The sequence below is a fragment of the Nocardiopsis sp. KDC1DS13DA1 genome (assembly GCF_055632325.1).
This window is the reverse complement of record NZ_JBVMUY010000017.1, coordinates 321,257-346,950: the sequence shown is the minus strand read 5'-3', so window position 1 is coordinate 346,950 and position 25,694 is coordinate 321,257. Positions and strand designations below refer to the sequence as shown.

24 protein-coding genes are annotated in these 25,694 nt (G+C 74.0%); 12 read left to right on the top strand and 12 right to left on the bottom strand.

Going from position 1 to position 25,694, the window contains the following annotated elements; genetic code table 11:
- Positions 1-6: 6 nt before the first annotated feature.
- The gene (locus ACTVAJ_RS13610; RefSeq protein ID WP_470388482.1) at positions 7-777 is read left to right on the top strand and encodes an ABC transporter ATP-binding protein; all 771 of its coding nucleotides are present in this window, start codon (positions 7-9) and stop codon (positions 775-777) included.
- 61 nt (positions 778-838) lie between these two features.
- On the opposite strand, the gene ACTVAJ_RS13605 is transcribed toward ACTVAJ_RS13610, so the two are convergent.
- Together ACTVAJ_RS13605 and ACTVAJ_RS13600 are read right to left on the bottom strand one after the other, a co-directional pair.
- Entirely contained in the window at positions 839-1,252 is a 414-nt protein-coding gene (locus ACTVAJ_RS13605) for a VOC family protein (protein WP_470388481.1), read from the bottom strand.
- Between the two features lie 119 nt (positions 1,253-1,371).
- On the bottom strand, positions 1,372-1,977 hold the full coding sequence (locus ACTVAJ_RS13600) for a response regulator (protein ID WP_470388480.1): 606 nt from the start codon (positions 1,975-1,977) through the stop codon (positions 1,372-1,374).
- A gap of 168 nt (positions 1,978-2,145) precedes the next feature.
- Here ACTVAJ_RS13600 and ACTVAJ_RS13595 point away from each other — a divergent pair, with 168 nt between their 5' ends.
- Both ACTVAJ_RS13595 and ACTVAJ_RS13590 read left to right on the top strand, forming a co-directional pair.
- Positions 2,146-3,837, top strand: coding sequence for a S1C family serine protease (locus ACTVAJ_RS13595; RefSeq protein WP_470388479.1), 1,692 nt, complete (start codon positions 2,146-2,148; stop codon positions 3,835-3,837).
- Between the two features lie 521 nt (positions 3,838-4,358).
- The gene (locus tag ACTVAJ_RS13590; protein ID WP_470388478.1) at positions 4,359-5,663 is read left to right on the top strand and encodes a glycosyltransferase; all 1,305 of its coding nucleotides are present in this window, start codon (positions 4,359-4,361) and stop codon (positions 5,661-5,663) included.
- Between the two features lie 26 nt (positions 5,664-5,689).
- Here ACTVAJ_RS13590 and ACTVAJ_RS13585 read toward each other — a convergent pair whose 3' ends face one another.
- The 3 genes from ACTVAJ_RS13585 to ACTVAJ_RS13575 are packed head-to-tail and all read right to left on the bottom strand — an operon-like array spanning position 5,690 to position 8,908.
- A complete protein-coding gene (locus ACTVAJ_RS13585) occupies positions 5,690-7,207 on the bottom strand; it encodes a sensor histidine kinase (RefSeq protein ID WP_470388477.1) in 1,518 nt (505 codons plus the stop codon).
- Positions 7,204-7,905 (bottom strand): response regulator transcription factor, encoded by a 702-nt coding sequence (locus ACTVAJ_RS13580; RefSeq protein WP_470388476.1) that lies wholly within the window; start codon positions 7,903-7,905, stop codon positions 7,204-7,206. The genes ACTVAJ_RS13585 and ACTVAJ_RS13580 overlap by 4 nt, the downstream gene beginning before the upstream one ends.
- A gap of 55 nt (positions 7,906-7,960) precedes the next feature.
- Positions 7,961-8,908: an HpcH/HpaI aldolase/citrate lyase family protein gene (locus ACTVAJ_RS13575; protein WP_470388475.1), complete on the bottom strand. Its 948-nt coding sequence runs from the start codon at positions 8,906-8,908 to the stop codon at positions 7,961-7,963.
- Between the two features lie 171 nt (positions 8,909-9,079).
- Here ACTVAJ_RS13575 and ACTVAJ_RS13570 point away from each other — a divergent pair, with 171 nt between their 5' ends.
- On the top strand, positions 9,080-11,407 hold the full coding sequence (locus ACTVAJ_RS13570) for a molybdopterin-dependent oxidoreductase (RefSeq protein WP_470388474.1): 2,328 nt from the start codon (positions 9,080-9,082) through the stop codon (positions 11,405-11,407).
- 274 nt (positions 11,408-11,681) lie between these two features.
- Here the strand turns inward: ACTVAJ_RS13570 and ACTVAJ_RS13565 are convergent, their stop codons facing one another.
- The 5 genes from ACTVAJ_RS13565 to ACTVAJ_RS13545 form a co-directional block, all read right to left on the bottom strand.
- Positions 11,682-12,653, bottom strand: a complete 972-nt coding sequence (locus ACTVAJ_RS13565; RefSeq protein ID WP_470388473.1) for a MerR family transcriptional regulator — start codon at positions 12,651-12,653, stop codon at positions 11,682-11,684.
- A gap of 919 nt (positions 12,654-13,572) precedes the next feature.
- Positions 13,573-15,771, bottom strand: coding sequence for a PrsW family intramembrane metalloprotease (locus ACTVAJ_RS13560; RefSeq protein ID WP_470388472.1), 2,199 nt, complete (start codon positions 15,769-15,771; stop codon positions 13,573-13,575).
- Between the two features lie 158 nt (positions 15,772-15,929).
- The gene (locus tag ACTVAJ_RS13555) at positions 15,930-17,213 is read right to left on the bottom strand and encodes a methyltransferase (RefSeq protein ID WP_470388471.1); all 1,284 of its coding nucleotides are present in this window, start codon (positions 17,211-17,213) and stop codon (positions 15,930-15,932) included.
- Positions 17,210-17,662, bottom strand: coding sequence for a hypothetical protein (locus tag ACTVAJ_RS13550; protein WP_470388470.1), 453 nt, complete (start codon positions 17,660-17,662; stop codon positions 17,210-17,212). Before ACTVAJ_RS13550 ends, ACTVAJ_RS13555 begins: the two co-directional genes overlap by 4 nt.
- Positions 17,659-18,627, bottom strand: coding sequence for a hypothetical protein (locus ACTVAJ_RS13545; RefSeq protein ID WP_470388469.1), 969 nt, complete (start codon positions 18,625-18,627; stop codon positions 17,659-17,661). Before ACTVAJ_RS13545 ends, ACTVAJ_RS13550 begins: the two co-directional genes overlap by 4 nt.
- An 80-nt stretch (positions 18,628-18,707) precedes the next feature.
- Here ACTVAJ_RS13545 and ACTVAJ_RS13540 point away from each other — a divergent pair, with 80 nt between their 5' ends.
- Together ACTVAJ_RS13540 and ACTVAJ_RS13535 are read left to right on the top strand one after the other, a co-directional pair.
- On the top strand, positions 18,708-19,391 hold the full coding sequence (locus ACTVAJ_RS13540) for a TetR/AcrR family transcriptional regulator (protein WP_470388468.1): 684 nt from the start codon (positions 18,708-18,710) through the stop codon (positions 19,389-19,391).
- On the top strand, positions 19,388-19,873 hold the full coding sequence (locus ACTVAJ_RS13535; RefSeq protein ID WP_470388467.1) for an NUDIX hydrolase: 486 nt from the start codon (positions 19,388-19,390) through the stop codon (positions 19,871-19,873). The genes ACTVAJ_RS13540 and ACTVAJ_RS13535 overlap by 4 nt, the downstream gene beginning before the upstream one ends.
- Positions 19,874-19,922: 49 nt before the next feature.
- Here ACTVAJ_RS13535 and ACTVAJ_RS13530 read toward each other — a convergent pair whose 3' ends face one another.
- Positions 19,923-21,419 (bottom strand): NAD(P)H-hydrate dehydratase, encoded by a 1,497-nt coding sequence (locus ACTVAJ_RS13530; protein ID WP_470388466.1) that lies wholly within the window; start codon positions 21,417-21,419, stop codon positions 19,923-19,925.
- A gap of 206 nt (positions 21,420-21,625) precedes the next feature.
- Entirely contained in the window at positions 21,626-22,276 is a 651-nt protein-coding gene (locus ACTVAJ_RS13525) for a DUF4352 domain-containing protein (RefSeq protein ID WP_470388465.1), read from the bottom strand.
- A gap of 251 nt (positions 22,277-22,527) precedes the next feature.
- Between ACTVAJ_RS13525 and ACTVAJ_RS13520 the strand changes: the two genes are divergently transcribed.
- The 6 genes from ACTVAJ_RS13520 (at position 22,528) to ACTVAJ_RS13495 (ending at position 25,689) form a co-directional block, all read left to right on the top strand.
- Positions 22,528-22,890 (top strand): hypothetical protein, encoded by a 363-nt coding sequence (locus tag ACTVAJ_RS13520; protein ID WP_470388497.1) that lies wholly within the window; start codon positions 22,528-22,530, stop codon positions 22,888-22,890.
- Entirely contained in the window at positions 22,883-23,305 is a 423-nt protein-coding gene (locus tag ACTVAJ_RS13515; RefSeq protein ID WP_470388464.1) for a hypothetical protein, read from the top strand. The genes ACTVAJ_RS13520 and ACTVAJ_RS13515 overlap by 8 nt, the downstream gene beginning before the upstream one ends.
- Before the next feature lie 62 nt (positions 23,306-23,367).
- Positions 23,368-24,225: a sulfurtransferase gene (locus ACTVAJ_RS13510; protein WP_470388463.1), complete on the top strand. Its 858-nt coding sequence runs from the start codon at positions 23,368-23,370 to the stop codon at positions 24,223-24,225.
- Positions 24,226-24,455: 230 nt separating this feature from the next.
- A complete protein-coding gene (locus tag ACTVAJ_RS13505; protein WP_470388496.1) occupies positions 24,456-24,995 on the top strand; it encodes a DUF4178 domain-containing protein in 540 nt (179 codons plus the stop codon).
- A gap of 7 nt (positions 24,996-25,002) precedes the next feature.
- Positions 25,003-25,515, top strand: a complete 513-nt coding sequence (locus tag ACTVAJ_RS13500) for a DUF2617 family protein (protein ID WP_470388462.1) — start codon at positions 25,003-25,005, stop codon at positions 25,513-25,515.
- Positions 25,516-25,530: 15 nt separating this feature from the next.
- Positions 25,531-25,689 carry a hypothetical protein gene (locus ACTVAJ_RS13495; protein ID WP_470388461.1) on the top strand — a complete coding sequence of 53 codons (159 nt, stop codon included), beginning with the start codon at positions 25,531-25,533 and terminating at the stop codon, positions 25,687-25,689.
- Positions 25,690-25,694: the final 5 nt, after the last annotated feature.

The following is a 25,694-nucleotide window of genomic DNA, read 5'->3' as shown; positions in this document are numbered from 1 at the left end:
GCAACCATGTCACAGGGCCCTCACGTCATGCTGGAGTGCCGGGAGTTGACCAAGACGTACTATTCCACCGATCCGCCGACCCGGGTCATCAACGGAATCGACCTGACCGTCCGGAAGGGCGAGTTCGTCGCCGTGATGGGGGCGTCCGGTTCCGGGAAGTCGACGCTGCTCCACAGCCTCAGCGGAATGGACCGCCCGACGACCGGCAGGGTGCTGCTGGAAGGGCGGGATCTGACCGCCCTGAACGACGCGCAGATGAGCCGGGTCCGGCTGAGGAGGATCGGCCTGGTCTTCCAGCAGGCGTATTTCCTGAACAACCTGAACGTGCGGGACAACATCCTCCTGCCGGCCCTCAAGGCGGCGCCCGAGGACAGGGACGCCGCGATCGCCCGGGTCGACTCGCTCGCGCGGCGGTTCGGGATCGCGCATGTCGTGCGGCACGGCATCACCCAGGTCTCGGGAGGTCAGTTGCAGAGGGCCTCGCTCTGCCGTGCGCTCGCGTGCGAGCCGTCCGTCCTGTTCGCGGACGAGCCGACCGGTGCGTTGAACAGCAGCATGACGACCGAGGTCATGGACGCGCTCACGGGTGTGCACCGTGAGGGCACGACGCTCGTCATGGTCACCCACGACCCGGCCTGCGCCGCCCGGGCCGACCGTGTGGTCTACCTCCGGGACGGCTCGCTGGTCGGCTCCCGTTGGCTGGGAACGTGGAGCGGGGAGGAGTCGACGCGGCGGGAGGACGACCTGCTGGTGTGGCTGAGGGAGCAGGGTTTCTGAGCACCGGTCCAGAAGGTGCGCCCGTGGGGGCCGGGGCACGCTCCCCGCCACCGGGGGGGTGTCACCTCCGGTCGAGCATGTCCAGGTAGTGCGGGTTGTACATCACGCCCAGGACGTTGCCGAAGGGGTCGACCACCGAGGCGGTCACGAACCCGGCGTCGCCCCTGGGCGTGACGGGCTCGTACTCCTTGGCGCCCATGGCCAGCAGCTTCTCCACGGTCGCCGCGACGTCGTCGACGTGCCAGTAGACGACCGCCCCGCCGGGGCCGCCCTGTGCCGAGGGGGGCGCGTACCGGCGGTCGATGATCCCGAGTTCGTGCTGGTGGTCACCGATCCGGAACTCGACGTAGGCCGGGGGCAGCCCGCCGCCGGGGCGCTCGAAGTACGGTTCGGTGCCCGCCAGTCCGGCGTACCAGCGCGCGGCCTCCGCGACGTCGTCGGCCCACAGGGTGACGGTGGTGAGTCCTCGCAGCATGACGGTCCCTCTTTCTTCTCACACGCGCGCGGTGGCGCCGACAGGAGAGAAGCTACGGGACGTTGCGGTCATATACTGTCCTACACTCGGCCCCCGCACGGAGAACCAGGCGGGAACCGCTACAACCAGCCCATGTCCTGGGCGGTGCGGATGGCCGCCATGCGGTTGTCCGCCCCGGTCTTGCCGATGGCGTTGGACAGGTAGTTGCGCACGGTCCCCTCGGACAGGTGCAGCGACCTGGCGATCCGCGCGACGGTGGTCCCGTCGGAGGCCGCCCGCAGCACCTCCGTCTCGCGGTCGGTGAGGGGGCTCTCCCCACCGACCATCGCCGCGGCGGCCAGGTCGGTGTCGATGTACCGGCCCCCGCCGTGGACCCGGCGGACCGCCCCGGCAAGCTGCTCGACCGGGGCGTCCTTGGCCAGGAAGCCGCGCGCGCCGGAGGACAGCGCCCGGCGCAGGTACCCCGGGCGGCCGAAGCTCGTGAGGATGACGACCCCGCAGTCGGGCGCCTCCTCCCTGAGTCGGGCGGCGACCTCCAGCCCCGTGGCGCCGGGCATCTCGATGTCGAGGACCGCCACGTCCGCCCCGTGCTCGCGGACCGCGCCGACGACCTGGTCGCCCCGGCCGACCTCGGCGACGACACCGAGGTCCTCCTCCAGTCCCAGGAGCGCGGCGATCGCCCCTCTGACGAGGTGTTCGTCATCCGCCAGAACGATCTTGATCAAGGCCTGCCCTTCCTTTGCGCCACGCTGGCAGAAGGACGTTATCGTTCCGGGGAGGACTGCGTCACACGGACTCGAAACCTTGCCATATCGGTCTCTCACCCTGCTCTAACCCGCGCGAACCATCATGGAACCCGTCAGCAGGGATCGTCCCGCGAGTCGGAGGCTGAGTTGAACCCCAACGAACCGAATGCAGGCACGGCGGCCGGGAACGAGGAGCCCGCATACCGTCCCGCCGAGCCGGCCGACCAGCCCGAGGCGTCCGGTCAGACCGGGGAGCACCCCTCCCGCGACGGCGACGCCCAGCAGACAGCGGCCGCCGAGCACGGAACCGGGCACGACGACCCCGGTGCGGTGCCCGACACCGCACCAGGCGCCGTCCCCGGCCAGGAGACCGGACCGCGGTTCGTGCCCACCGGTCCCGCCCGCGACTGGTCCGGACCCGAGACGGCCGGCCCGGCGGCCTACACCTACCCCGCACCTCCGCCGCCCGGCGCCGAGGGCGCCTGGACCGCCGGCCCGAGCGGGGGCCCGGCCGGCGGCCACCCGGGCGTCCACGCCCACCACGCGGGCGGACCGGTGCCGCCCTACGGCGGCCAGGGGGGACCGGGCGGTGACGGCTCGGCGTTCTCCGGAGGGCACCCCGCCTTCGGCGGACCGGGGGGAGCCCAGGGGCCGGGAGGACCCGGTGGGCCCGGCGGCCCGGGACAGCCGCCGTTCGGCCACCAGGGGCCTCCTCCGGGTTCGGTACCGCAGCCCGGGAAGCCCCGCGGAGGACGCGTCGTCACCGTCGCGGCGGTCACCGCACTGATCACCAGCCTCATCGTGGGGCCGATCGCCGCGGTGGGCACCGCCTACCTGCTGCCGGGCGGGATATCGTCACCGATCAGCTCGCTCACCGGCGAGCAGGGGTCGACTCCCACCGAGGGCGAGGTCGGCGAGGTCGCCGACACCGTACTGCCGAGTGTGGTCTCCATCGAGACCGCCAACGGGAGCGGCAGCGGGGTGATCATCTCCTCCGACGGCCAGATCCTCACCAACGCGCACGTGGTGGAGGCGGCCCCGGGCAACGCCCTCCAGGTGACGTTCAACGACGGCAGCTCCGCGCGCGCCGAGGTCCTGGGGTCGGACACGGTGTCCGACATCGCGGTGATCCAGGCGGAGGGCCGCACCGGCCTCGAACCGGCGGTGCTCGGCGACTCCGACCAGGTCGGCGTGGGGGCCGACGTGGTCGCGATCGGCTCGCCGCTGGGCCTGTCCGGCACGGTGACCACGGGTGTGGTCAGCGCGCTGAACCGACCGGTGAACACGGGCGTGACCGAGGGCGAGTCCGGCACCACCTCGACGGTGATCAACGCGATCCAGACGGACGCCGCGATCAACCCGGGCAACTCCGGGGGGCCGCTGGTGAACATGAACGGCGAGGTCATCGGGATCAACACCGCGATCGCCGGGATCTCCCAGGACAGCGGATCGGTGGGCCTGGGCTTCGCGATCCCCGTCAACCAGGTCCGGCCCATCGCCGAGCAGCTGGTCGAGGAGGGCTCCGCCAGCTACGCCGCGATCGGGGCGACCATCACCCGCAGCTCGGCGGGCGGAGCGGAGATCGTCGAGGTGAACGAGGGCAGCGCCGCCGAGGCGGCGGGGCTGACCGCCGGCGACGTGGTGGTGTCCGTCGACGGGGAGACGGTCACCTCGCCCGACCAGCTGATCGCGCTGATCCGTTCGCACCGGCCCGGTGACGAGGTGACCTTCGGGGTCCTGGAGAACGGCTCCAGCAACGCGAAGGAGGTGCCGGTGACCCTCGGGGAGCAGACCTCCTCCTCCGTCCGTTCGGAGGGCTCGGACGGCATCGGCGACTGAACCAGCCGAACCAGACGACCACGGTCGTCCCTCCCGAGGGGCGGTCCCGGGCATGGGGGTCCCGGGGCCGCCCCTCCTTCGTGTCCGCCCGGGGGTGGTGCCGCCTCCGCCCCCGGGCGGGCTTCCGTGCCACCAGCGGCGGGCGCCCGCTCCCGGTCATCGTCCGGGCGTGGCCGCGGGTCCGCCGGCACCACCCTGCGGTCCACCGCTGGAGCGGCCGCGCGCACGTCTTCGGCGGCGTGGTGTCCGCCGGTGTGCCGGACCCGGTCACGGACCTCCTCCCGACGGGCATGTTCGTCAGCTGGGTGCCGCCGCCGCTGGTCCTGGAGCGGTGGCTCAAGTACAGGGGTCCAGCACGGCGGGGGCGGCGCGCGGCGGCCGTCCCGCCGTCCGCCGCGTCAGGTGCTATCTGACGCGTCGGTTCGTCGTCACCGGAAGGTCGGTGGCGGTCAACTCACGTGATCCACACTCGTGCCTGTCCGGCGCGCCCCAACGCCGTCCCGCCCGCAGGAGAGCCCTCCATGTCGACGTCCTTCGCCTCCCCCGTTCCCTCCGCCCCGCGGACCCCGGCGCGGGTGGTGTCCGGCCCGCACCCCTCCGGGGCCCGGGGCCGCGGGGTCCGGCTCCTCGTCGGAACCGACACCTACCCGCCCGACGTCAACGGCGCGGCCTACTTCACCGCCCGGCTGGCCCGGGGTCTGGCCGCGCGCGGTGTGTCCGTGCACGTCGTGTGCCCCTCTCCCGAGGGCCGGCCGTACGTGGTCGAGCGCGACGGAGTGGTGGAGCACCGGCTGCGGTCGGTGCCCTCGCTCGCCCACGAGAGCGTCCGCCTGACCGTCCCGGCCGGGACCCGCGGCCACCTCGACCGCCTGCTGTCCCGTCTGCGCCCGGACGCGGTGCACCTCCAGAACCACTTCATCATCGGCCGGGCCCTCACCCGCGCGGCACGCGAGCACGGTGTCCCGGTCGTGGCCACCAACCACTTCATGCCGGAGAACCTCTTCGACTACCTGCGGGTGCCCGGGCCCCTGCGACCGCACGCGGCCCGGCTCGCCTGGTGGGACCTGCGCGCGGTCCTGGCGGGCGCCGAACACGTGACCACGCCGACCCCGGCCGCGGCGCGGCTGCTGCGGGAGCGGGGATTGACCCGAACGGTCGAACCGGTCTCCTGCGGGATCGACCTCGTCCGCTTCAGCCCCCTGCGCGCGGACGGCACCGGGCGTCGGCGGCTGCGCGCCCGGCTGGGCCTGCCGGACCGCCGGACGATGCTCTTCGTCGGGCGGCTGGACGAGGAGAAGCGCGTCGAGGAGCTGGTCCGGGCCGTGGCGCGCGTCCCGGACGTCCAGTTGGCCCTGGTCGGCAAGGGCGGATGCCGACGGCGTCTGGAGGCGGTGGCGGTGCAGGAGGGCGTCCAGGACCGGGTGGTCTTCCTGGGGTTCGTGTCCCACGCGGACCTGCCGGACGTCTACCGCTGCGCCGACGTGTTCACCATCGCGAGCATCGCCGAACTCCAGAGCATCGCCACGCTGGAGGCGATGGCGAGCGGACTTCCGGTGGTGGCGGCGGACGCGATGGCCCTGCCGCACCTGGTCGAGGCCGGGCGCAACGGGTACCTGTTCCCGCCCGGGGACCACGGGACGCTGGCGCTGCGGGTGGCGGACGTCGTGGCCGACGAGGACCGGCGGCTGCGTATGGGCGAGCGCAGCCGGGCCATGGCGGAGCGGCACCGGTTGGAGGACTCCCTGGAACGGTTCGAGCGCATCTACCGCGACGCCGCGCGCGGTGCGGCGGTCGGCAGGACGGTCGGGGCGCCGGGGAGGGCCTGAGGGCCGCGGCCGCCCGGCCGGGCCGGTCAGTCGTCCTCCCCCGGCGGCGTGAACAGCGGGAGGCGGAACCCGACGACCGCGCCGCCGCCCTCACGGTTGCGCGCGAAGACGTCGCCGCCGTGCGCCAGGGCGATGTCGCGCACCATCGCGAGCCCGAGGCCGGAGCCGGGCAGGCTGCGGGCCTCGGTCGCACGGTAGAACCGCTCGAAGACGCGGTCGAGCTGCTCGGGGGCGATGCCGGGGCCGCGGTCGAGGACCTCCACGGCTCCCCCGCGCACCCGGATCTCGATGGGTGCGGTGCCCTCGGGGTCGAACTTGGCGGCGTTCTCCACCGGGTTGGCGATCGCGCGTTCCAGTGCGCTGGGGCGGCCCCACACGACGCTGTCGTCGGCGTGCACGGTGATCTCGCGGCCGGTGCGCCGCCGGGTCCGGACGGCGACGCGTTCGGCGACCTCGCCCAAGGCGACGGAGCTCCGGGACTCGTCCTCGTGCTCGCCGGTGGCCAGACCGACGAGTTCGTTGACGAGGGTGGTGAGCTCGCGCGCCTCGCCCCGGAGGTCGTCGATGAGCCGTTCGCGCGCCCGGGGCGTGAGCCGGTCCACCCGGCCCAGCACCTGCACGTTGGTGTAGAGGCTGGTCAGCGGCGTACGCAGTTCGTGGGCGGCGTCCTGGACGAGGCGGCGCTGCTCCTCCTTCGAGCGGGCCAGGCGCCCGAGCATGGCGTCGAACGCGCTGCTGAGGCGGCCCACCTCGTCGCGGCCGGCCTCGCCGTCGCCCTCGGCGTCGCTGACCGGGTCGAGGCGCCCGGTGGAGCTGACGTACTCGGCGGCGTCGGTGAGGCGGACGAGGCGCTGGGTGGTGCGGTGCCCCACGAGCCAGCCCGTGGCGGCGGCGGCCAGCGCGACGAGCAGCCCCACCCACAGGATCTGGGTGGCGAGCCGGTCGATCATCGCCTCCACCGGTGACAGGGGTTGCAGGAGCTGGATGGCTCCGCCCTGCCCGCCGACGGAGACCGTGGCCAGCCGGAAGTCCCGCCCCTCGACGTCCGTCTGGCGGACCTGGGTGACCCCCGCCTCCGTGTCCCGGGCGATCTCCAGGTCCCGTTCGTCGGTGGGAAGGATGACGGCCTGTTCGGGGTTGGCCGCGGTGACCGACAGGTTGCCGCCCGGGCCGAGGTACTGCGCCTGGAACCTGCCGCTGGACATGATGACGAGGGCGGCGCCGATCGACTCCCCCGCCCCGGACACGTGGCGGGCGACGAGCTGTTCGGACACTCCCTCGACGGTGCGGTCGAACTCCTCCCGGGCGTCGGTCCGGATGAGCGAGGCGGCGGTGGTGTAGGCCAGGGTGCCCACGAGGGCGATCGTCACCGCCGCCACCAGGGCGAACAGGACCGCGAAACGGGTGCCCAGCCGCCAGTCGCGCGGCTGGGCCAGCAGTTCGCGCCGCCGGGCGCGGTTCGCGCCCGGCGGTGGCCCCGGAGGCGGTGCGCTCGGCGGTGGTGTGCTCGGCGGTGGTGTGCCCGGAGGCGGCTGGGCGTTCATGGCCGGAGGGTGTACCCGACGCCGCGGACGGTCTGGATGAGCGGCGGGCCGCCGACCTCCAGCTTGCGGCGCAGGTAGCTGATGTAGACGGCGAGGTTCTTGGACTCGGGGCCGAAGTCGTAACCCCAGATGCGGTCGTAGATCGTCGCGTGGTCGAGGACGATCCCCTCGTTGCGGACCAGGAGTTCGAGGAGGTCGAACTCGGTCTTGGACAGGTCGACCTCGCGGTCGCCGCGCCAGACCCGCCGGGCGAGGGGGTCGAGCCGCAGCTCACCGACCTGGAGCGGTCCCTCCGCCGCGCCCTCCTCGGTGGCGGGGGCGGCGCGGCGCAGCAGGGCGCGCAGCCGTGCGAGGAGTTCGTCCAGCTCGAAGGGTTTGGCGAGGTAGTCGTCGGCGCCCGCGTCGAGTCCGGCCACACGGTCGGGGGTCTCCACGCGCGCGGTGAGCATGAGGATGGGGGTGCGGTCCTTCTCGGCGCGCAGCACCCGGGTCACGCCCAGGCCGTCGACACCGGGCATCATGACGTCGAGCACGAGCAGGTCGACGGGGTCGGCGTGCACGGCGGCGAGGGCCTGGACGCCGTCCGCCGCCGTGCGCACCTCGTAGCCCTCCAGTTGGAGCGCGCGTTCCAGTGACTCCCTGATCGCCCGGTCGTCGTCGGCGACCAGCACGGTGGCCGCGGCGGAGGTGGCTTCCATGGCCACATGGTCCCGTATCCGGGTGAGAGAGCGGTAAGAGCCCGGTGAGGGCGTGTCAGGAACCGGGGGTGAAGACGCGGGTGCGGCGGAGTCCGGCGGCGCGGCCCTTGCCCGCCACGACGAGCGCCATCTTGCGGGAGGCCTCGTCGAGCATCTCGTCACCGAGCATGACGGCCCCCCTGCGGTCGACCGTCGTCGCGTGGGCGTAGGCGTCCAGGATGAGCTCGGCGTGGTCGTAGTCCTCCTGGGTCGGGGCGTAGACCTCGTTGGCGGCCTCCACCTGGAGGGGGTGCAGGACCCACTTGCCGTCGAAGCCGAGCGCCGCAGTGCGGGCCGCCGAGCGCCGGAAGGCGTCCACGTCGCGGACCTGGAGGTAGGGGCCGTCGACGGCCTGGAGGCCGTGGGCGCGGGCGGCGGTGAGGATGCGCATGAGCACGTAGTGGTAGGCGTCACCGGTGTCGTACCCGGGCGGCTGCTCGCCGACGACCAGGCTCCTCATGTTGAGCGAGGCCATGAAGTCGGCGGGCCCGTAGACGAGGGACTCCAGCCGGGGCGAGGCGGCGGCGATCGCGTCGACCTCCGTCAGGCCGCGGGCGTCCTCGATCTGTGCCTCGATGCCGATCCGGCCGACCTCCAGCCCGACGGCGCGTTCGATCTGGGTGAGGAGGGTGTCGAGCCAGTGCACGTCGCGCGGGGAGGTGACCTTGGGCAGCACGAGGCAGTCCAGTTCGGCCCCGGCGCCCTCCACGACCGCGATGACGTCCCGGTAGGCCCACGCGGTCGACACGTCGTTGACGCGCACCGAGCGCAGCTTCCCGTCCCACCCGCCGTCGTTGAGCACCCGGACGACGTTCTCGCGCGCGGCCGCCTTCTCCAGCGGCGCCACCGCGTCCTCCAGGTCCAGGAAGAACGCGTCGACGTCCAGTTCCCGCGCCTTCTCCACGAACCGGGGGTTGGACCCCGGCACCGCGAGTACCGACCGCCGCGACCTGAGTTCGCCCATCGCCGTTCCCGCTCCGCTCGCCCGTCCGTCCGTACCGCCACCGGCGTCGCACCGTGTGGCGCCGCCCCGATCCGCTGCCGGGGCGCGCGGCTCATCATCGCACCGCGCGGTGCGTAGGGTGTGGTCCGGGGGCCCGACGCGCCCCGCAGAGCACGAGGACCGGGAGTGACCATGTCCGCCACACGGTACCCGACCAGCGCCCACTGGGGCAGCTACCAGGTCGTCGTCGACGACGGCCGTGTGGTGGGGGTGCGCCCGGACCCGGACGACCCGGCGCCGTCCCCGGTCATGGGCAACACCCCGCAGGCCCAGCACCACGCCTCGCGCGTGGCGCGTCCCGCGGTGCGACGCCGCTGGCTCGACCACGGGCCGGGGCCGGACCCGCGCCGGGGCGACCCGGAGGACGAGTACGTCGAGGTGGGGTGGGACACCGCCCTGGACCTGCTCGCGCGCGAGCTGGACCGGGTGCGCGCCGAGCACGGCAACGCCGCGATCTACGGCGGCTCCTACGGCTGGGGCAGCGCGGGCCGTGTGCACCACGCGCAGAGCCAGCTACACCGGTTCCTCAACACGATCGGCGGGTACACGCGCTCCCGGACGACCTACAGCCACGGGGCGGTGGAGGTGCTCATGCCCCGGCTGCTGGGCACCCCGGCCGCCAACCGTCTGCTGCACCGCGCCCCCGCCTGGACCCAGATCCGCAGGCACACGGAGCTGCTGGTGTCCTTCGGCGGCCTGCGGGTGTCCAACACCTGGACGTCGTCCGGCGGCCGGGCCGCCCAGACCGCGGGTCCCGCGATGCGCGAGGCGGCCGACGCGGGTGTGGAGTTCGTGTCGGTGTCGCCGCTGGCCGACGACACCGACAAGGGTGTCCGGGCCGAGTGGGTGCCGGTCGCCCCGGGCACCGACACCGCCGTGCTGCTCGCCCTCGTCCACGTCCTGTTCGACGAGGGGCTGGCCGACACCGACTTCCTCGACCGGTACACGGTGGGCGCCGACCGGCTGCGCGCCTACGTCACGGGCGAGCGCGACGAGCGCGGGAACCCGGGCGGGACGGCGCGCACCCCCGAGTGGGCGGAGGCGGTCAGCGGGGTCCCGGCCGACCGGCTGCGGGAGCTGGCCCGGCGGATGGCGCGGAAGCGGACGCTGGTCAACGTGGGCTGGTCGGTGCAGCGGGCCCGGTACGGCGAGCAGCCGCTGTGGGCGGGACTGGCGCTGGCGTGCTGCCTGGGGCAGGTGGGCCTGCCCGGCGGCGGGTTCGCGTCGGGGTACGGCTCGATGGGCAGCTACGGGGGCGGGGCGACGCCGCTGGGGCTGCCGCGCATGCCGCAGGGCGACAACCCGGTGGACTCGTTCATCCCGGTGGCGCGGGTCGCGGACATGCTGCTGCACCCGGGCGGCGGCTACCGGTACGACGGGGCCGAACACCGCTACCCGGACGTGCGGCTCGTGTACTGGGCGGGCGGCAACCCCTTCCACCACCACCAGGACCTCACGCGGCTGAGCCGGGCGTTCGGCCGGGCGGAGACCGTGGTGGTGCACGAGACGCACTGGACGGCGACGGCGCGCCACGCCGACATCGTGGTCCCGGCCACGACCGTGCTGGAGCGCGACGACCTGACCGCGAGCCAGGGCGACCTGACCGTGCGGGCGATGCCGCGCGCGGTGCCGCCGCACGGTGAGGCGCGCGACGAGTACGACACCTACGCCGACCTGGCCGAGCGGTTGGGCGTGCGCGAGGAGTTCACCGAGGGCCGGACGAGCGGGGAGTGGCTGCGGCACATCTACGGGCGCTGGCGGTCGATGGCGTCCCGCCGGGGGCTGGAGGTGCCCGACTTCGACGCGTTCTGGGCGCGGGGCCGGACGGAGATCCCGGGCCGGGTGGAGGACGAGGCGCTGCTCGGTGAGTTCCGCGGGGACCCGGAGGGGCGGCCGCTGCGGACGCCGAGCGGGCGGATCGAGCTGTACTCGGAGACGATCGCGTCCTTCGGCTACGAGGACTGCCCCGGGCACCCGGCGTGGCTGCCAGGCCCGGCGGTCGAGGCGGGAGACGGCGCGTGGCCGCTCGTGCTGCTCGCCAACCAGCCGAGCGGACGGCTGCACAGCCAGCAGGACATGGGGGCGCACAGCCGGTCGCAGAAGATCCGGGACCGCGCGCCGCTGCGGATGCACCCGGACGACGCCCGGGCGGCCGGGGTCGCCGACGGCGACGTGGTGCGGGTGGTCGGGGCGCGCGGCTCGTGCCTGGCCGGGCTGGTGGTGAGCGACGCGCTCCGGCCGGGGGTGGCGCAGCTGTCGACGGGTGCGTGGTTCGACCCGTCGGCGGACGGGGTGACCTGCGTGCACGGCAACCCGAACGCGCTGACGGAGGACGTGGGGACGTCGTCGCTGTCCCAGGCGTGCACGGGGCAGTTGACGCGGGTGCGCGTGGAGCCGTTCACCGGCCCGCTGCCGCCCGTGCGGGCCTTCGACCCGCCGCGGGGCGTCACCCCGGTCTGACGACCACACACGTGCGCCCCTGTCCACCAGTGTGTCGCCTGTCCACAGGTACGGCGACGGTCCGGCGCGCAGGAGTCCCCACCCGGTTTCCTTGGTAGAGGGGGACGCTCAGGCCGCCGGTTCCGGCATGCCCGGCCCCGCCCGCGAGAACCTCAGGAGTGCGGGCGAGCCGACATGACCGCGAACCGGGTGCCGGACAGGCCGTCCCATCCTCGCCCGCGGCAGCGAAGGGGGTGCCGTCGCGCCCAGGACGGCACCCCCTCGATCGCTTCGGTCACGCATCGCGATGACCGCGGAACCACCGGGCCACCTCGTCGGCGTGGGTGTCCGGCGGAAAGACCGGGTAGAAGACGTGTTCGATCGTGGCGCCGCGCAGCACCAGGGTCAGGCGCCGGTAGAGCGTGTGGCCGTTGGCCTCGAACGTGGGGAGCCCGAGCTGGTCCGCGAGCGTGAGCCGAGGGTCGCAGAGCATCGGGTAGGGCAGGTGCAGGCGATCCACGAGCGCCTGCTGGTAGTCGGCCCGGTCCGAGGACAGGGCGAGCACGCGTTCGACGCCGTGCGCCCCCAACGCGTCGAGGTTGTCGCGGAAGCCGCAGGCTTCCTGGCTGCATCCCCGGGCACCGGGAATCTCGTTCCAGCCCTCGGGGACGTCGGCGGCCGGGTCTCCGGTGAGCGGGTAGAGGAAGAGCACCCAGCGGCCCGCGGAGACCTCGTCCAGACGGATGTCACTGCCGTCGGTGCTGGTGAACGACAAGGCGGGCAGCGTGCGGCCGGGCAGGTGGTCAGCGGCGCCGTCGTCGACCGGGGCCGGCAGGTCGGCGGGCAGGGGATCGGCCTCGGGCAGCATGGTGTCGGGCTCCTTCGTCGGCTCGGTGGCGGCGGGGACGGGAAATCCTCGCCGGGCCGCCGCGTCACGGCGGCGGATCAACTGGTCCCGGCTGTGGGCCAGCCGGGTGACGAGCAGGTCGAGCGCCTCGATCTTTCGCTGGTAGGCGGCCAGTGACTCCGCACAGTGGTCGCTCACCTCGTGTCCCGCGCGCAGGCAGGCGAGGAACGGCCTGGTCTCCCTGGGTGTGAGGCCGAGCGCGGCGAGGCTGCGGATCTCCTCCGCCAGCCGGACGTCCTCCGCGCTGTAGTCGCGGTAGCCGTTGGCTGCGCGGTCGGGCCTGAGCAGACCGCACTCCTCGTAGTAGCGCAGCGCCTTGATCGTCACGCCAGCGGCCGCGGCCGCCTCACCTGCACGCATGTGCGCCTCCTCGTCGTCCAGAACGTTAGACCCGGACGTCGGGGGACGGGTCAAGTGCGGACCGCCCGTCCCTCCGCACCGTCCGGGCGGTCCGGCTGGAAGCGGCAACATCAACTGGGGCTACACCATCTCCCGCCAGGTGCAGAGGATCATCACGAGCCAGGTCCGGGAGAACGGGGTCTCCTGGAGGAGGGACGGGAGGAGCATGCCGCAGAATGCGCCACACGGCGCCGAAGACAAGAGCTACCACCGGCACGGAACGCCAACTCCGGTGAGCGACGGAGACAGGATCCGATGTGAAGATATTCTGACATTTCGAGTTAATGTTGCAGGAAATTCTGGCGATGGCGCCATCGCGCGGGCCGCTGACGTCCGGGCCGAGCAGTGAACAGGAAGCGGAGCTCCGATGCCGTGAAGAAATGGGGGGAGGATCTCCTCCGCCAACTCGGGCAACCCTGCGTGTACAGGCTGACGGCCACAGAAGCGGAAAATGTGCATGCTTTCATCATTGAAAGCGGACTCGAACCCGGGTCCACCCTTCGTCTGGGTTCCGACAGCGCTTCCTGGGGAGGTGGTGAGCCGGGCGTGCTGGTCGGCCTCGCCCTTGACCCCGGGGGCCATGGTCCATGGTGAGACTCCCGGACTCCTTGCCGGACGCTGAATCGATCAGGATGCTCGCCGATCAAATTCAGGAGGAGATTCTGGAAAGCACCCACGGCGATCCGGTGCCCACGTGCCCGGGACACCCCCATCCCGCCACACCCGATGTGGTGGACGGTGTTCCTTCCTGGGTGTGCCCGCGGGACAGCCGTAACATCCGCCCGACCATCTCGTCGGATTCCGTTGGATGACGGCGTGGCCTCACGTCGGTGAGGTCACCAGGACGGGACCGCACGCTCGACGTCGGCGTCGGCGCGCGTCAGCGCACCAGCAGCCCGTTCACCTTCCGGGGCAACGCCATCCCGGCCAGACCGACCAGCGCGTACCCCACCTGTCCCGGGGCGAGCATCCCCAGCACGACCCCCGTGTTGGCGCCGGGCGCGCGCAGGAACGCGCTCATCCTCGGGTGGGCGTAGGGCACCCCGTTGCCCGACACCAGCAGCGTCACCACCGCGACGAGGGCCAGCGCCGCCCACACGGTCCCGCCCGCGTCGAGACCGCCCAGCCACGTGTCCGCCCGGTCGAGCGCCAGCAGCGCGTACGCCGCGTCACCCGCGATCTCCTCCCCTCCGATGACCGCCGACACCCCGGCCACCACGGGCAGCGCCGCGAACAGCGCGCCCGCCGACCGGGCACCGGTCACACCCCCGGTGGCGGACAGCCCGAGCCTGGCGGCCAGTTCCCGGGCGCCTCGCGTCAGCTCCCCCTGGTCGGGGTAGCGCCGCCAGGCCCGCCCCTCCGACCGGGCCTCCCCCATCGCGTTCGCCCGGCGCCACCGCAGGAAACGCCAGGTGTCGCACAGCGCCGTCGGCCCCCGCCGGGCGGCGATGGCGGACACGGCCAGTTCGTGCGCGATGGACGACACCGTCGTGGCGAGGGTGACCGGCAGGTCCACCCACGAGAGCGCGATGCGCCGGAACAGCGGCGCGATGTCGGCCGGGACCCGGACCCGCATCGCGATCGACCGCCCCCACGCCCGGCGCCGCAGCCGGGGCAGCGGAGGCTGGCCGGGCAGGGCGGGGGTGCTCTCGGCCGCGGTGCCGATCATCCGGTAGTCCATGGCGACGGCGCACACCAGGGCGAGGAGGAGCAGCCACGGGGTGAGGACCCCGCCGCCGAGCAGGCCGTGGACGACGTCCGTGGCCGGGTGCAGGGCGGCCCCGGCGAGCACCGCGTTGAGGTTGAGGTGGTCCAGGAGGGCGACCGTCAGCGCCAGGGGCGGCAGCAGCCAGAGCCACGCGCCGTACCGGCGACCGACGATCGCCAGGCCGAGGACGGCCCCGACCAGCCCGGTGGTGACGGCGTGCCCGGCGAAGACCGCGAGGACGGTCCCGTCCGGCGCGGTGACCGTCGTGCCTCCGGGCAGGAGGATCCCGCCGTCGGCGGAGACGTCGGCGGCGCCGAGGGCGACCTCGGTGAGCAGGCGTTCGGCCAGCTGGAAACCCGCTCCGGAGGCGGCGGCCAGCAGCAGGAGGTCGACGGCGGCCAGGCGCCGGGCGCGGCGCCGCGCGACCAGCGCGAACAGCAGCAGCGGGGTGAGCTTGCCCAGCTCCTCCACGGGCACGGCGACGTAGGCGTAGCCGACCACGCCGTAGGGCTCGGCGCCCAGGAGCCGGAGCAGGGCGGCCTCGGCGGCGGCGATCGGCCAGAGCAGGGCCGCGCCGACGGCGGCCGTCCGCAGCAGGTCGGCGAAGGAGACCGTGCGGGAGCGGGCGGGCCAGGCGAGTTGGAGGAGCAGCAGGAGGGCGGCGGCCAGGGCCGGGATCACGGCGTCCAGCCCGGGGACGGCCAGCGGCGCGGCGAGCAGGACGACGAGCATCGCCCATCCCCAGGCGCCCCGGAGGGCGCGCAGGGCGCGGACGGTGCGCGGTGAGCGCGCGCGGGCCCGCTCGAACCCGCGCGCGAGGCGTTCGGCCGGGTCGGGGCCGGGTACGCGGGGGGTCTTGGTGTGCCTGGCCCCGGCGGCGGCGCAGCCGTAGAGCTGCGCGGCGCGGGTGAGCTGGACGCCGCCGTCGGCCCTCGCGCGGGCGGCGAAGGCGGCGCGGGCCCGGGGGATGTCGGCGCCCACGAGTTCGCGGACGAAGTCGGCGGGACCCGCGGCCACGGTGAGTTCGTCGGCCGCGACCAGGACGGCGGCGGAGAAGTCCTCGACGCAGACGAGGAAGTCGGTGGGGTGGGGTCCCCAGCCGCGGATGAGGTCGATGAGGGTGTCGGTGTCGAGGGGGACCTCGGTGACGGCGTCGTAGGAGAACTCGGCCCGGGTGCGGCAGACCAGGAGCCGGGAGACGCCCATGGCGCGGCCGGCGGAGACGATCGCGCGGATGAGGTTGCGGTCGCGGGGCACGACGAACGGGGTCGTGACCTTGCCCCCGGCCCTGATCCAGTGGGGGTCGAGCTCGGTGGCTCCGGCACAGACGCGCAGAACGAGGTCGCGCGCGAGCATGGCCTGTTCTTCCATGGATGTCCTCGTGCCGTGCCAGGGGGCGGTCCGGGCCTGCCGCGCCGTGGGGGCGGGGCGGCCCGGACCGAGCATAACGGCGAGGTGCGTGGGGCGCGTCACGCGACCTCTCACTCCCGGGGGCACCGGAGCCACACCCCGTGCACCGCCTGCCCCGCTCAGGCGGGGGCGGGCACCCCGGGTCCGCCCTGGTCGGCGCGCGGGACGCGGGCCGGGTGCGGTCCGGCGCCGAAGGCGTCGCCGCACAGCTGGACGAGGTGCCGTACGCCGGGCAGGTCGATCGCCCATCCCGTGAGCGCCCACCCGAGGTTGAGGTGCTCCATCGCCCGGGCCAGCGCGGAGACCCCGCTCCACCGCAGGCCGTCCGGTGTCTCGTAGGTGAGGCGGTACAGCACGTCGGGGTGCTCGGCGGCGGGGCGGATGTCGAGGGCGATCGGCGCCCGGACGGTGAGCCAGCGGGCGAGGGTCAGGCAGAGGTCGCAGTGCGCGTCGACGTGGAGCACGCCCCTGGTCCGCCCGGGCCACGGCCGCCACCGGGGCAGCCAGGGGCGTACCCGCGACCGGTAGGTGGTCCAGTCCTGCCCGAAGCGCTCACGCAACTGCGCGCCCTCGTGCCAGTCGGCCAGTCCGACGGAGTAGGCCACGGCCGACACCGCCAGGAACAGGGCGAGGGGTTCGCGCAGCAGGGCGGCGAGGACGAGGTGGACGGCGACCATCGACGTCTGCATGGGGTTGCGCACGAAGGCGTAGGGGCCGCTGGTGACCAGGCGCCCCGGCGGGTCGTACGGGAGCGGGGTGCCGCCGCCCACCCGGGCGAACTCCCGCGCGGCGGCCAGGCCGGGCAGCCCCGCCAGAAGGAGGAGTTGGGCGACCGCGAGGGTCTGCGGGCCGGACGGGACCGGCCCCAGCACAAGGATCGGCAGACCGACCATGAGCCCGCCCGCCAGCGCGGCCTGTGTCCAGACGCGGGCGTGCACCAGCTGGCCGTTCCGGGTCCAGTAGGCGAGCAGGAGCCCCGGGATGAGGGTCACCGTGGCGCCGGTCAGCTCCCCGGCCAGCCAGAAGGCGCCCAGGTCGATGACGGGGTCGGCCAGCGGCATGAGGGTCACGTCGATCCAGACCAGCAGTCCGGCCAGGAGCGGGACGGGCAGGAGGCGCAGCAGCAGGGCGGGCAGGGCGCCCCACAGCACGACCCAGGCGAGCAGGAGGTCGAGGGGGACACCGCGCCACTCGGCGCCGTCGGTGTGGAAGGTCCACCAGCCCGCGCGCAGGGCGTACAGGTTGAGCGGGACGAGGGTGAGCAGGGACCAGGAGCTGGCCACGATCACCGCGGCGATCTCGCGCGGACGGGGCGCGCGCCACAGGCACAGACCGGTGAGCAGCAGCAGGGGGACGAACAGGCCGAGGCCCCGGACGAGCCCGGCGTGGAGTTCGGGGTTCACCGGCCCTCTCCCCCCTCGGCGCTCCCGGAGGCGTCGGCGGGCCCGTCCGTGGCCGGGGGCCGCCCCGGCCCGCGTCGGCCGACGGCGTCCCTGACCGTGATGACCGCCCCCACGACCGCGAGGAACAGCAGGGTCCAGAGGATCAGCCGGAGCAGGGACCCGCCCAGTACGGGACCCGACATCGCCAGGCCCAGGGCGGTGGTGACCGTCCGCTCGGTCACCGCGGTCCCCGGGCGAGCGCCGAGAACGAGCACCAGTGCGATGAGGGCGGGGAGGGCGGTGTACAGGATCCGGGTCGGGTCCAGGCCCTCCCAGGGCGCCCGCAGGACGGTGACGAGGGCGAAGGTGGCGACGACGCCCGCCGCGAGGGTCCGTCGGCGCCGCTCCGCGCGGAGGCGCTCGGGGTCCGGTCCCCCGGAGGGGGTGGGGGTGCGGGGTCCGGGGTTCACCGTTCCTCCTCCGTCGCGGCGGCCGCGAAGGTGTCGGCGAGGTAGGCGGCGGCCAGGTCGGTCGCGTAGGACTGGAGCGGCCCGAAGTACCACGAGGGCTCGTAGGTGCGTTCGAACTCGATCGCCCAGGCCAGCCGGGTTCCGTCGCCCTCCGCCGTCCACACCGCCTCGGCCCGGCGCATGTCCATCCACCGCGCGAACGCGGTGTCGGCGGTCACCTCGAAGACGACGCGTCCGCCGTCGGACCGCACGTCGCTCTGGACGACCACCAGTTCCATGTGCTGGTCGACCCACTCGGCGCCGACCCCCAGCGACCGCGCCCGGGTGAAGGTGACGGTCCTGGTGTCGCCGACCGCCAGCCCCTGGCCCGTCGCCCCGAGCGGCTCGGGGAAGGGCACGGCGCGCAGGAAGAGCGCGTCCGGCTCGGTGTAGTCGGGCGGTGCGGCGAGGGCCGCGGCGACGGCCTCGGGGGACGCGTCGACCAGGACCTCCCCCTCGCCCCGGTCGTCGGCGGGCAGGAGGCTGGCCCCGCCCACGCCCTCCAGCGTCAGGGCGAGGAGCAGCGGCACCGAGAACAGTGCGTGCCGGGCACCGGGGCCGTCCCGTCGGATCGCCACGCACACCCAGGCGACGAGCGCGACGACGCCGTAGATCAGCGGCGCGGCGATGACCAGGCACACCAGGCCCTCGCCGAGCAGCGGACCGGACAGCGCCAGGAGGACGGTGGTGGTCGCCATCGCGACGCCGACCGCCGAGCGCGGCCGGGCGGTGCACACGACCAGCAGGGCGATGAGGGCGGGAAGGCCGACGTAGAACAGCGCGGTCTGGTCCAGGCGCCCCCAGTGGGTGACGCGCAGGAGGAGCAGCAGGGCGAAGAGCGCCAGGAGGAGCAGCGCCAGCCAGGCGCGTGCGGGGGACGGGGGGCGGTGGGGTTCCTCGGACACGGCAGGTTCGCTCTCCCTCATTTCGACGGATGGTTAAACCAGTCGATTTAATCACTTGATTAAACCGTATGATGAACCCATCGCGGAGCGCAAGGAGGGTCATGGCCAGGGGCGGCGGCGGACGCAGGACGAGCGAGGAGACCAAGGAGCGGCTCATGGCCGCGGCAGGCGAGGTCCTGCGCGAGGAGGGGTACGCGGGGGCGTCGGCGCGGGCGATCGCGGCACGCGCGGAGGCCAACGCGGCGCTGGTCTTCTACCACTTCGGCGGGGTCGACCAGCTTCTGCTCGCCGCGTTGGACAGGTCGAGCGCCGAGCGGCTGGCCATGTACCGCGAACTGACCGCCCCCGCGCGCACCCTGGAGGAGCTCGTGGCGGCGGCGACCCGGATCTACCGCACCGACCTGGAGCGCGGCTACATCACCGAGTTCTCCGAACTCGTGGCGGCCGCCGTCACCAAGCCGGAGCTGCGCCCGGAGATCAAGGAGCGCGCCGAGCCCTGGATCGCCTTCATCGAGCAGGAGTGGGAGCGGGTGCTCGGGGGGTCGCCGCTGGCCAGGCTGGTGCCCGCCCGGGAGGTGGCCTACGGGGCGATCACCTTCTACCTCGGGGTGAACCTGTTCTCCGTCCTGGACGAGGACCACTCCCGCACGGAGGCGGTGTTCGACCTGGCCGCGCAGCTGGCCCCGCGCGCCAAGCTGCTCACACTCCGGTTGCCCCGGCGCGGCGGGCGCGGCGGCGACGTAGGCTTGCCGGTCGACAGCGAGGACGTCGGGGAGGACGCGTGAACGGTATCGAGGTGGCACCGGGGATCGAGTTCCCGGACACGTCCGACGGGCGGACCTGGGTGGCGGGGGCGGTGATCGCCGACCCCTCGGGGCGGGTGTTCGCCCAGCGCCGCTCCCCCACCCGCAAGGTGTTCCCGCACTGCTGGGACATCGTCGGCGGCCACGTCGAACCGGGCGAGACGATGCTGGAGGGGCTGGCCCGCGAGGTCGGGGAGGAGACCGGCTGGCGCCTGACCGGGGTGCTCGCCGAGCTGTTCTCCCTCGACTGGGACCCCGGCGACGGCGTCACCCGCCGCGAGATCGACTACCTGGTCCGGGTGGAGGGCGACCTGTCCGCGCCGCGGCTGGAGCCCGGCAAGCACACCGAGTTCCTGTGGGTGGACGACTCCACCGTCCACGTGCTGCGCGACGAGCGCGACCCCGGCGACTACTTCATCACCGACATCGTGCAGCGCGGCCTCGACCGGGCCCGGAGGGGCTGAACCGCCCCGGGCTCGGACCAGCCGCCGGACCCGGGACCGGAGCTCCGCGTCAGGCGGCCCGCCCCGCCTCCGCGACGGCGAGCGGCAGGCCGTCGAGCAGGTCCGACGCGCTGATCGGCGCCCCTCCCCGGGCCAGCACCGCCGCACGCCCGTGCAGGTAGGCACCGCACATCGCGGCCTCGTAGGCGGGCAGTCCGCCGGCCAGCAGCGCGCCGATCGCCCCCGCAAGCACGTCGCCCGAACCGGCCGTGGCCAGCAGCGGGGTCCCCGTCGGGTTGGCCAGCACGGGGAGGCCGGACTGGGCGACGAGGGTGGTCGACCCCTTGAGCAGGACCGTGCAGCCGTACTCCTCGGCGGCCCGCCGCACGTGCTCCACGCGGCGCGCCTCGATGTCGGCCCGCTCACTGCCGGGCAGGAGGCGGGCGAGCTCACCGGCGTGCGGGGTCAGGAGCGTGTGCGCGGAGCGCTCCCGCAGGGTCCGCGCCAACGGTGCGCCGCCGTTGCCGCTGAGCAGGGTGAGCGCGTCGGCGTCGATCAGCAGGGGGCGGTCGCTCTCCAGGACCACGTGCAGTTCGTCGGCGTTGGCCGGGTGCGTGCCCCGGCCGGGTCCGATGACGACGGCGGCCGCGCGACCGGGGTCCAGCCGGGTGCTGGACCGGGGGTCGAGGTCGGCGGCGACCGTCTCCGGCCAACGCGCGAGCACCTGGTCGACGGCGGCGCTCGCACCCCCGTACCGCACCATCCCCACACCCGTGCGCAGGGCACCGCCCACGGTCAGGACGGCCGCGCCCCGGTAGTGCTCGGAGCCCGCGCGGACGGCGAGCAGACCCCGGCGGTACTTGTCGGACTCCGTCCCCGGCCTCGGCAGGAGCGCGGCCACGTCCCCGGACGTCGATTCGACCAGCGCGGGTCCGCCCAGTTCGGGAGCGAGTCCGATGTCGACGAGGTGCACCCTCCCGGCCCGGGCGGCGCCCGGGTCGACGCACAGCCCCGGCTTGCGGGTGCCGAAGGTGACGGTGACGTCGGCGCGCACGGCGTGGCCGGGCACCTCGCCGGTGTCGGCGTCCACTCCGCTGGGCAGGTCGACGGCGACGACGGGGGCCGGGGCGTTCTCCGCGAGCACGGCCAGCGTCGCGTACGGTTCGCGCAGCCCGCCGCGCCCGCCGATCCCCAGCAGTCCGTCGACGATGAGATCGGCGTCGAACAGTTCCGCGCCGTCGCCCGGTGCGCTCGCGAAACTCCGGGCCCTCCCGCCCGCCGCGCGCAGGGCCGCCAGTCCGCCCTCGTGGGCGCGCGGCCCGGCGAGCAGGGCGCGTACGGCCGCCCCGCGGGCGGCCAGGGCGGCGCCCGCGTAGAGCGCGTCGCCCCCGTTGTCCCCGGTGCCGACCAGCAGCACCACACGCGCCCCGTACACGCCGGGCAGCAGCCGGGCGCACTCCGAGACGAGCCCGGTCGCGGCGCGGCGCATGAGCGCGCCCTCGGGAAGGCGGGCCATGAGGGAGTACTCGGCCTCGCGGACGGCGCTGACGGTGTGTGCGGACCGCACGGGGGTCACCTCCTGGTGTGGACCTCCCTTCCGGGGCACGGTTCCCCGGGGAGGGTCGGATCGTCCCCATCGTGCCGCACGGAGGCCCCGCCGCGCCGCCTCCGCCACACCCGCGACCCTGTCCGGGGCCGCGTCCGAGCGCGTCGGGCCACCGCGCCGGGCCACCGCGCCGGGGCCGAACGTCCGGCCGGCCTCGGCACACGGGGTCACTCGACGTCGGCGATGACCGACACCCCTCCCCCCATGCCGTACAACTCGCTGAACTCCACCTGGTCGATGGTGACCTCGCCCTCGGCGGCGAGCTGTCCCGAGGCCCTGTTCCCGGGCCGCACCGTCACCATCCCGAAGGAGTCGATGTCGGCGGTGTAGTTGTCCATCGCGCTCACGGTCAGGCCGTCGTCCAGGATCAGGGTGAAGTAGACGGGGTTGATGTCGATCGACTCGTCGGAGTTGTTGACGATCTCGACGTCCACGACCGTGTAGACGGTGCCGTCCAGGATGTCGCCCGCGGTGCCCGCGTCCGTGGCCGTCATGACGATGTCGCCGTCGCCCTCCTCCGCTCCCTCCGTCTCCTCCGTGCCCTCCGTCTCCTCCGCGCCGGGTTCGGCGGAGCTCCCGGTGCCGGTCTGCGCCGTGTCCCGCCCCTGCTCCTGGGCGGGCTGCTGGGCGGACGCCGTGTCGTCGCCGTCACCGGTGACGGCGTTCACGATCGCGATGAGGAGCACCACGATGGTCACGAACGCGAGGAGGAACCCGGCGCTGAGGGCGATCCTGCCGCCGGTGGACATGCCCCGCCTGGCCGGCCGGTTGGGCGGGGAACCGTACTGGGGGTTCGACGGGTACTCGGGATAGGACATGGGAGCGCTCCGGTGTGGGGGCTGATCCGCTGGGGAATGGACGGGCGGCGGAGCGGGTGTGCCGCGCTGGGCCGCGCACCCTCGGGGGATGATGGTGCCAGCAAGGACGATATCCAACACGTCGTCGGAGCGTCATCGCCCGGCTCCCCGGGGCCGGTCCGATCCGGTCGCACGCGAGTACTACGCTGTGTCGTTGACGGTGGACCGCTGACCCGGGCGGACGCCAGGCAACGAGCGTGAGCGGAGGCGCCGTGGTCGACTGGCTGACCATGACCATTCAGATGGCGTCGCTGGCGATGGCCGGCTGGTGCCTCGTCTCGACCTTCCGCGACCGGCCGATGATGGTTCCGCACCTGGTCGGCATGGGCGCCCTGTGGCTCCTGGTGATCGGCCAGGCGGTCGTCTCGACCGTGGCGATGGTCGGCGGTGAGCGCCCCGCGGAGACGGCGATGTTCGTGTCCTACCTGGCCACGGTGGTACTCCTGCCGCCCGCCTGCGCGGTGTGGGGCTTCATGGAGCGCAGCAAGTGGGGTCCGGCCGTCATCGCCTTCGCCTGCCTCGTCCTCCCGGTCCTCCTGGTCCGCCTCGAACAGCTCTGGAACCCCGTTGTCTGACACCGCCGCGCACGCCGACAGAACCCTGCGCACCGGCCCCGGACGGCTCCTGGTCGCGGTGTACTCCGTGTTCGCCCTGGCCGCCACCGCACGCGGCTCCTACCAGCTGGTCACGAGGTTCGACGAGGCTCCCCTGGCCTACGGCCTTTCGGTGGCCGCGGGCCTGGTCTACCTGGTCGCCGCGGTCTGCCTGGCCCGTGCCGGACGGACGTCCCGCATGGTCGCGCTGGCCTCGTGCGGCGCCGAACTGGTCGGTGTGCTCACGGTCGGCGCGCTGAGCGTCCTCGTCCCCGGCCTCCTGCCCGACGACACCGTGTGGTCGCGGTTCGGCTCCGGCTACGGGTTCGTCCCCCTGGTCCTGCCCGTCGTCGGGCTGTGGTGGATCCTGCGCGTGCACCGCGCGGACCGCCGCTGACCGGCCCGGCTCCCAGCGAGGCGGCCGTGTGCCGCCGCCCCGGAGGTTCTAGGCTGGCGGCCATGTCCGAACCCTTGACCCTCCCCGTCGCGGTGTCCGCCGACTGGCTCCGCGACCACCGCGACGACGTGGTCGTCGTCGACTCCCGCTGGTACCTCGACGGCCGCTCCGGTCACGATGCCTACCTCTCCGGCCACCTGCCCGGAGCCGTGTTCACCGACGTCGACACCGACCTGGCCGCCCCGGCCAGCCCCGAGGGCGGGCGCCACCCGCTGCCCTCCCCGACCGACTTCGCCACCGCGCTCGGGCGCCTGGGCGTCGGCGACGACACCGCGGTCGTGGTCTACGACGACGCGAACGGTTCCGTCGCCGCCCGGCTCGTGTGGATGCTGCGCGTCCTCGGCACGCCCGCCGCCTTCCTCGACGGCGGCCTCGCGACCTGGAAGGGCGGCCTGGAGACGGGCCACGTGACCCCCGACCCCGCCCACCGCACCGCCCGCGCCTGGCCCGCCGACCGCGTGGTGCACACACCCACGCTCTCCACCCAGACCGAGGACCCCGCGCACCTGGTCCTGGACGCGCGCGTGTACGGCCGCTACACCGGTGAGGCGCCCGCCCCCGTCGACGCCCGTCCCGGCCACGTCCCCGGCGCGCGGAGCGCCGAGTGGCCCGCCAACCTGGACGGCGACGGCCTCCTGGCCGCCCCCGAGGTCCTGCGCGAGCGGTTCGCCGGGCTCGGGGCGGACTCCGCCGCGACCGTGACCGCCTACTGCGGCTCCGGCGTGACCGCCTGCCACGACCTCCTGGCGCTGGAACACGCCGGGTACACGCACACGCGGCTCTACCCCGGCTCGTGGAGCCGCTGGGGCGCCGACGACAACCTGCCCGCGGAGACCGGCGACCCACACCGCTCCAGGTAGTCTTCCCACGTCGCAGGGCCGTCCGCGCGTTCCCCCGCCGGGCGGCCTCCGTCCCTGGCCGTTTCCGGCCACGGACGAAACCGGGCGGCCGTCGCACGCGTCAGAGGAAGGACGCCCGCGGGCGCCGTTGGCACCAGCTCCACCCCACAGCCAAGCGAGGAACCGTGACCACCGCACTCCTACTGCTGCTCCTGGTGATCGTCGTCGGCATCCTGATCGCTGTCGTGATCATGTCGAACCGCTCACGCAAGAAGGAATCGACGATGAAGTCCTCGTACTCCACCCCCCGGGACCCGTTCGCCAACGAGGGCGACACCACCGGCGACCCGCGCACGCTCAAGGCCGGCGACATGCTCGACTTCGGGCACGAGCGCACCTGGATCCGCGGCTCCCTGCGCCTGTCCGAGGGCGGCTTCACCTGGTCCGAGCACTTCCTGGAGGTCGACGGCGGCAAGCGCTGGCTCTCCGTGGAGGAGGACCCCGACCTGGAGCTGGTCCTGTGGACCGGCCGCCCCGACACCGAACTGACCCCGCACGCCCGGACCCTGGAGTTCGAGGGCGTCACCTACCGGCTGGAGGAGAAGGGCACCGGCTCCTACCGTTCCGAGGGCACCACCGGCCTGCGCGCCCAGGGCGGCCTGGACTACGCCGACTACGAGTCCGACACCGGCGCGCTGCTGTCCTTCGAGCGGTTCGACCACGGCGGTTGGGAGGCCGCCACCGGCCAGAAGATCCTCCCCGGCAGCTTCACGATCTACCCCGGGAGCTGATCGGCACGTGCGCGCGAGCATCAGCACGCCCTTCGTCGACACCCGGGCCGCCGACCTGGTGTGGACCCTGAACCACCCCGTGGTCGAGCCCCTGGCCGCCCGCACCGTCGAGCGGCCGGGGCTGCGCGTCCAGCTACGGGTGCTCGGCGCCTCCCACCAGGTCGTCGTGGAGCGCAGCCCCGGGGACGGGACCGACCCCCTCGTCGAGACGGTCGCCTGTCTGCCGGGGTTCACCGGCGGGCTGCCCGGCGACGCCGTCCTGCCCTCCTGGGGCCTGGGCGACTACCGGTTCACGTCGACCGTCGAGACGCTCGCCGCCGACGACCTCGCCCGCCGGATCGAGCGCCTCCGCGACGAGGCGGCCGACTCCTCCGGCGGTCTGTACGTCACCTTCCCGGGCGACCCCCTCGCCGTGACCGCGCTGCACCTGACCCCCGGAGCGCCGCTCACCTGGCGGACCTGGCACGCCTACCCGCAAAGCGGCGAACTGGTGTCGACGGCGACATCGGTGACCCCCTGACCGAGGAGACCCCCCATGATCCCCGCAGCCGGCCGCACCCTGGCCGCGAGTGTCGGCCCGACCGCCGGGGCGGCCCTGCTCGCCCTGCTGCCGACCTCCTGCGGGAGCGGCGGCTCCAACAGCGGGGGAAGCGGACGTGACACCCGGGGCCAAGGCCCCGGCTTCGGTCTGTAGAGGCG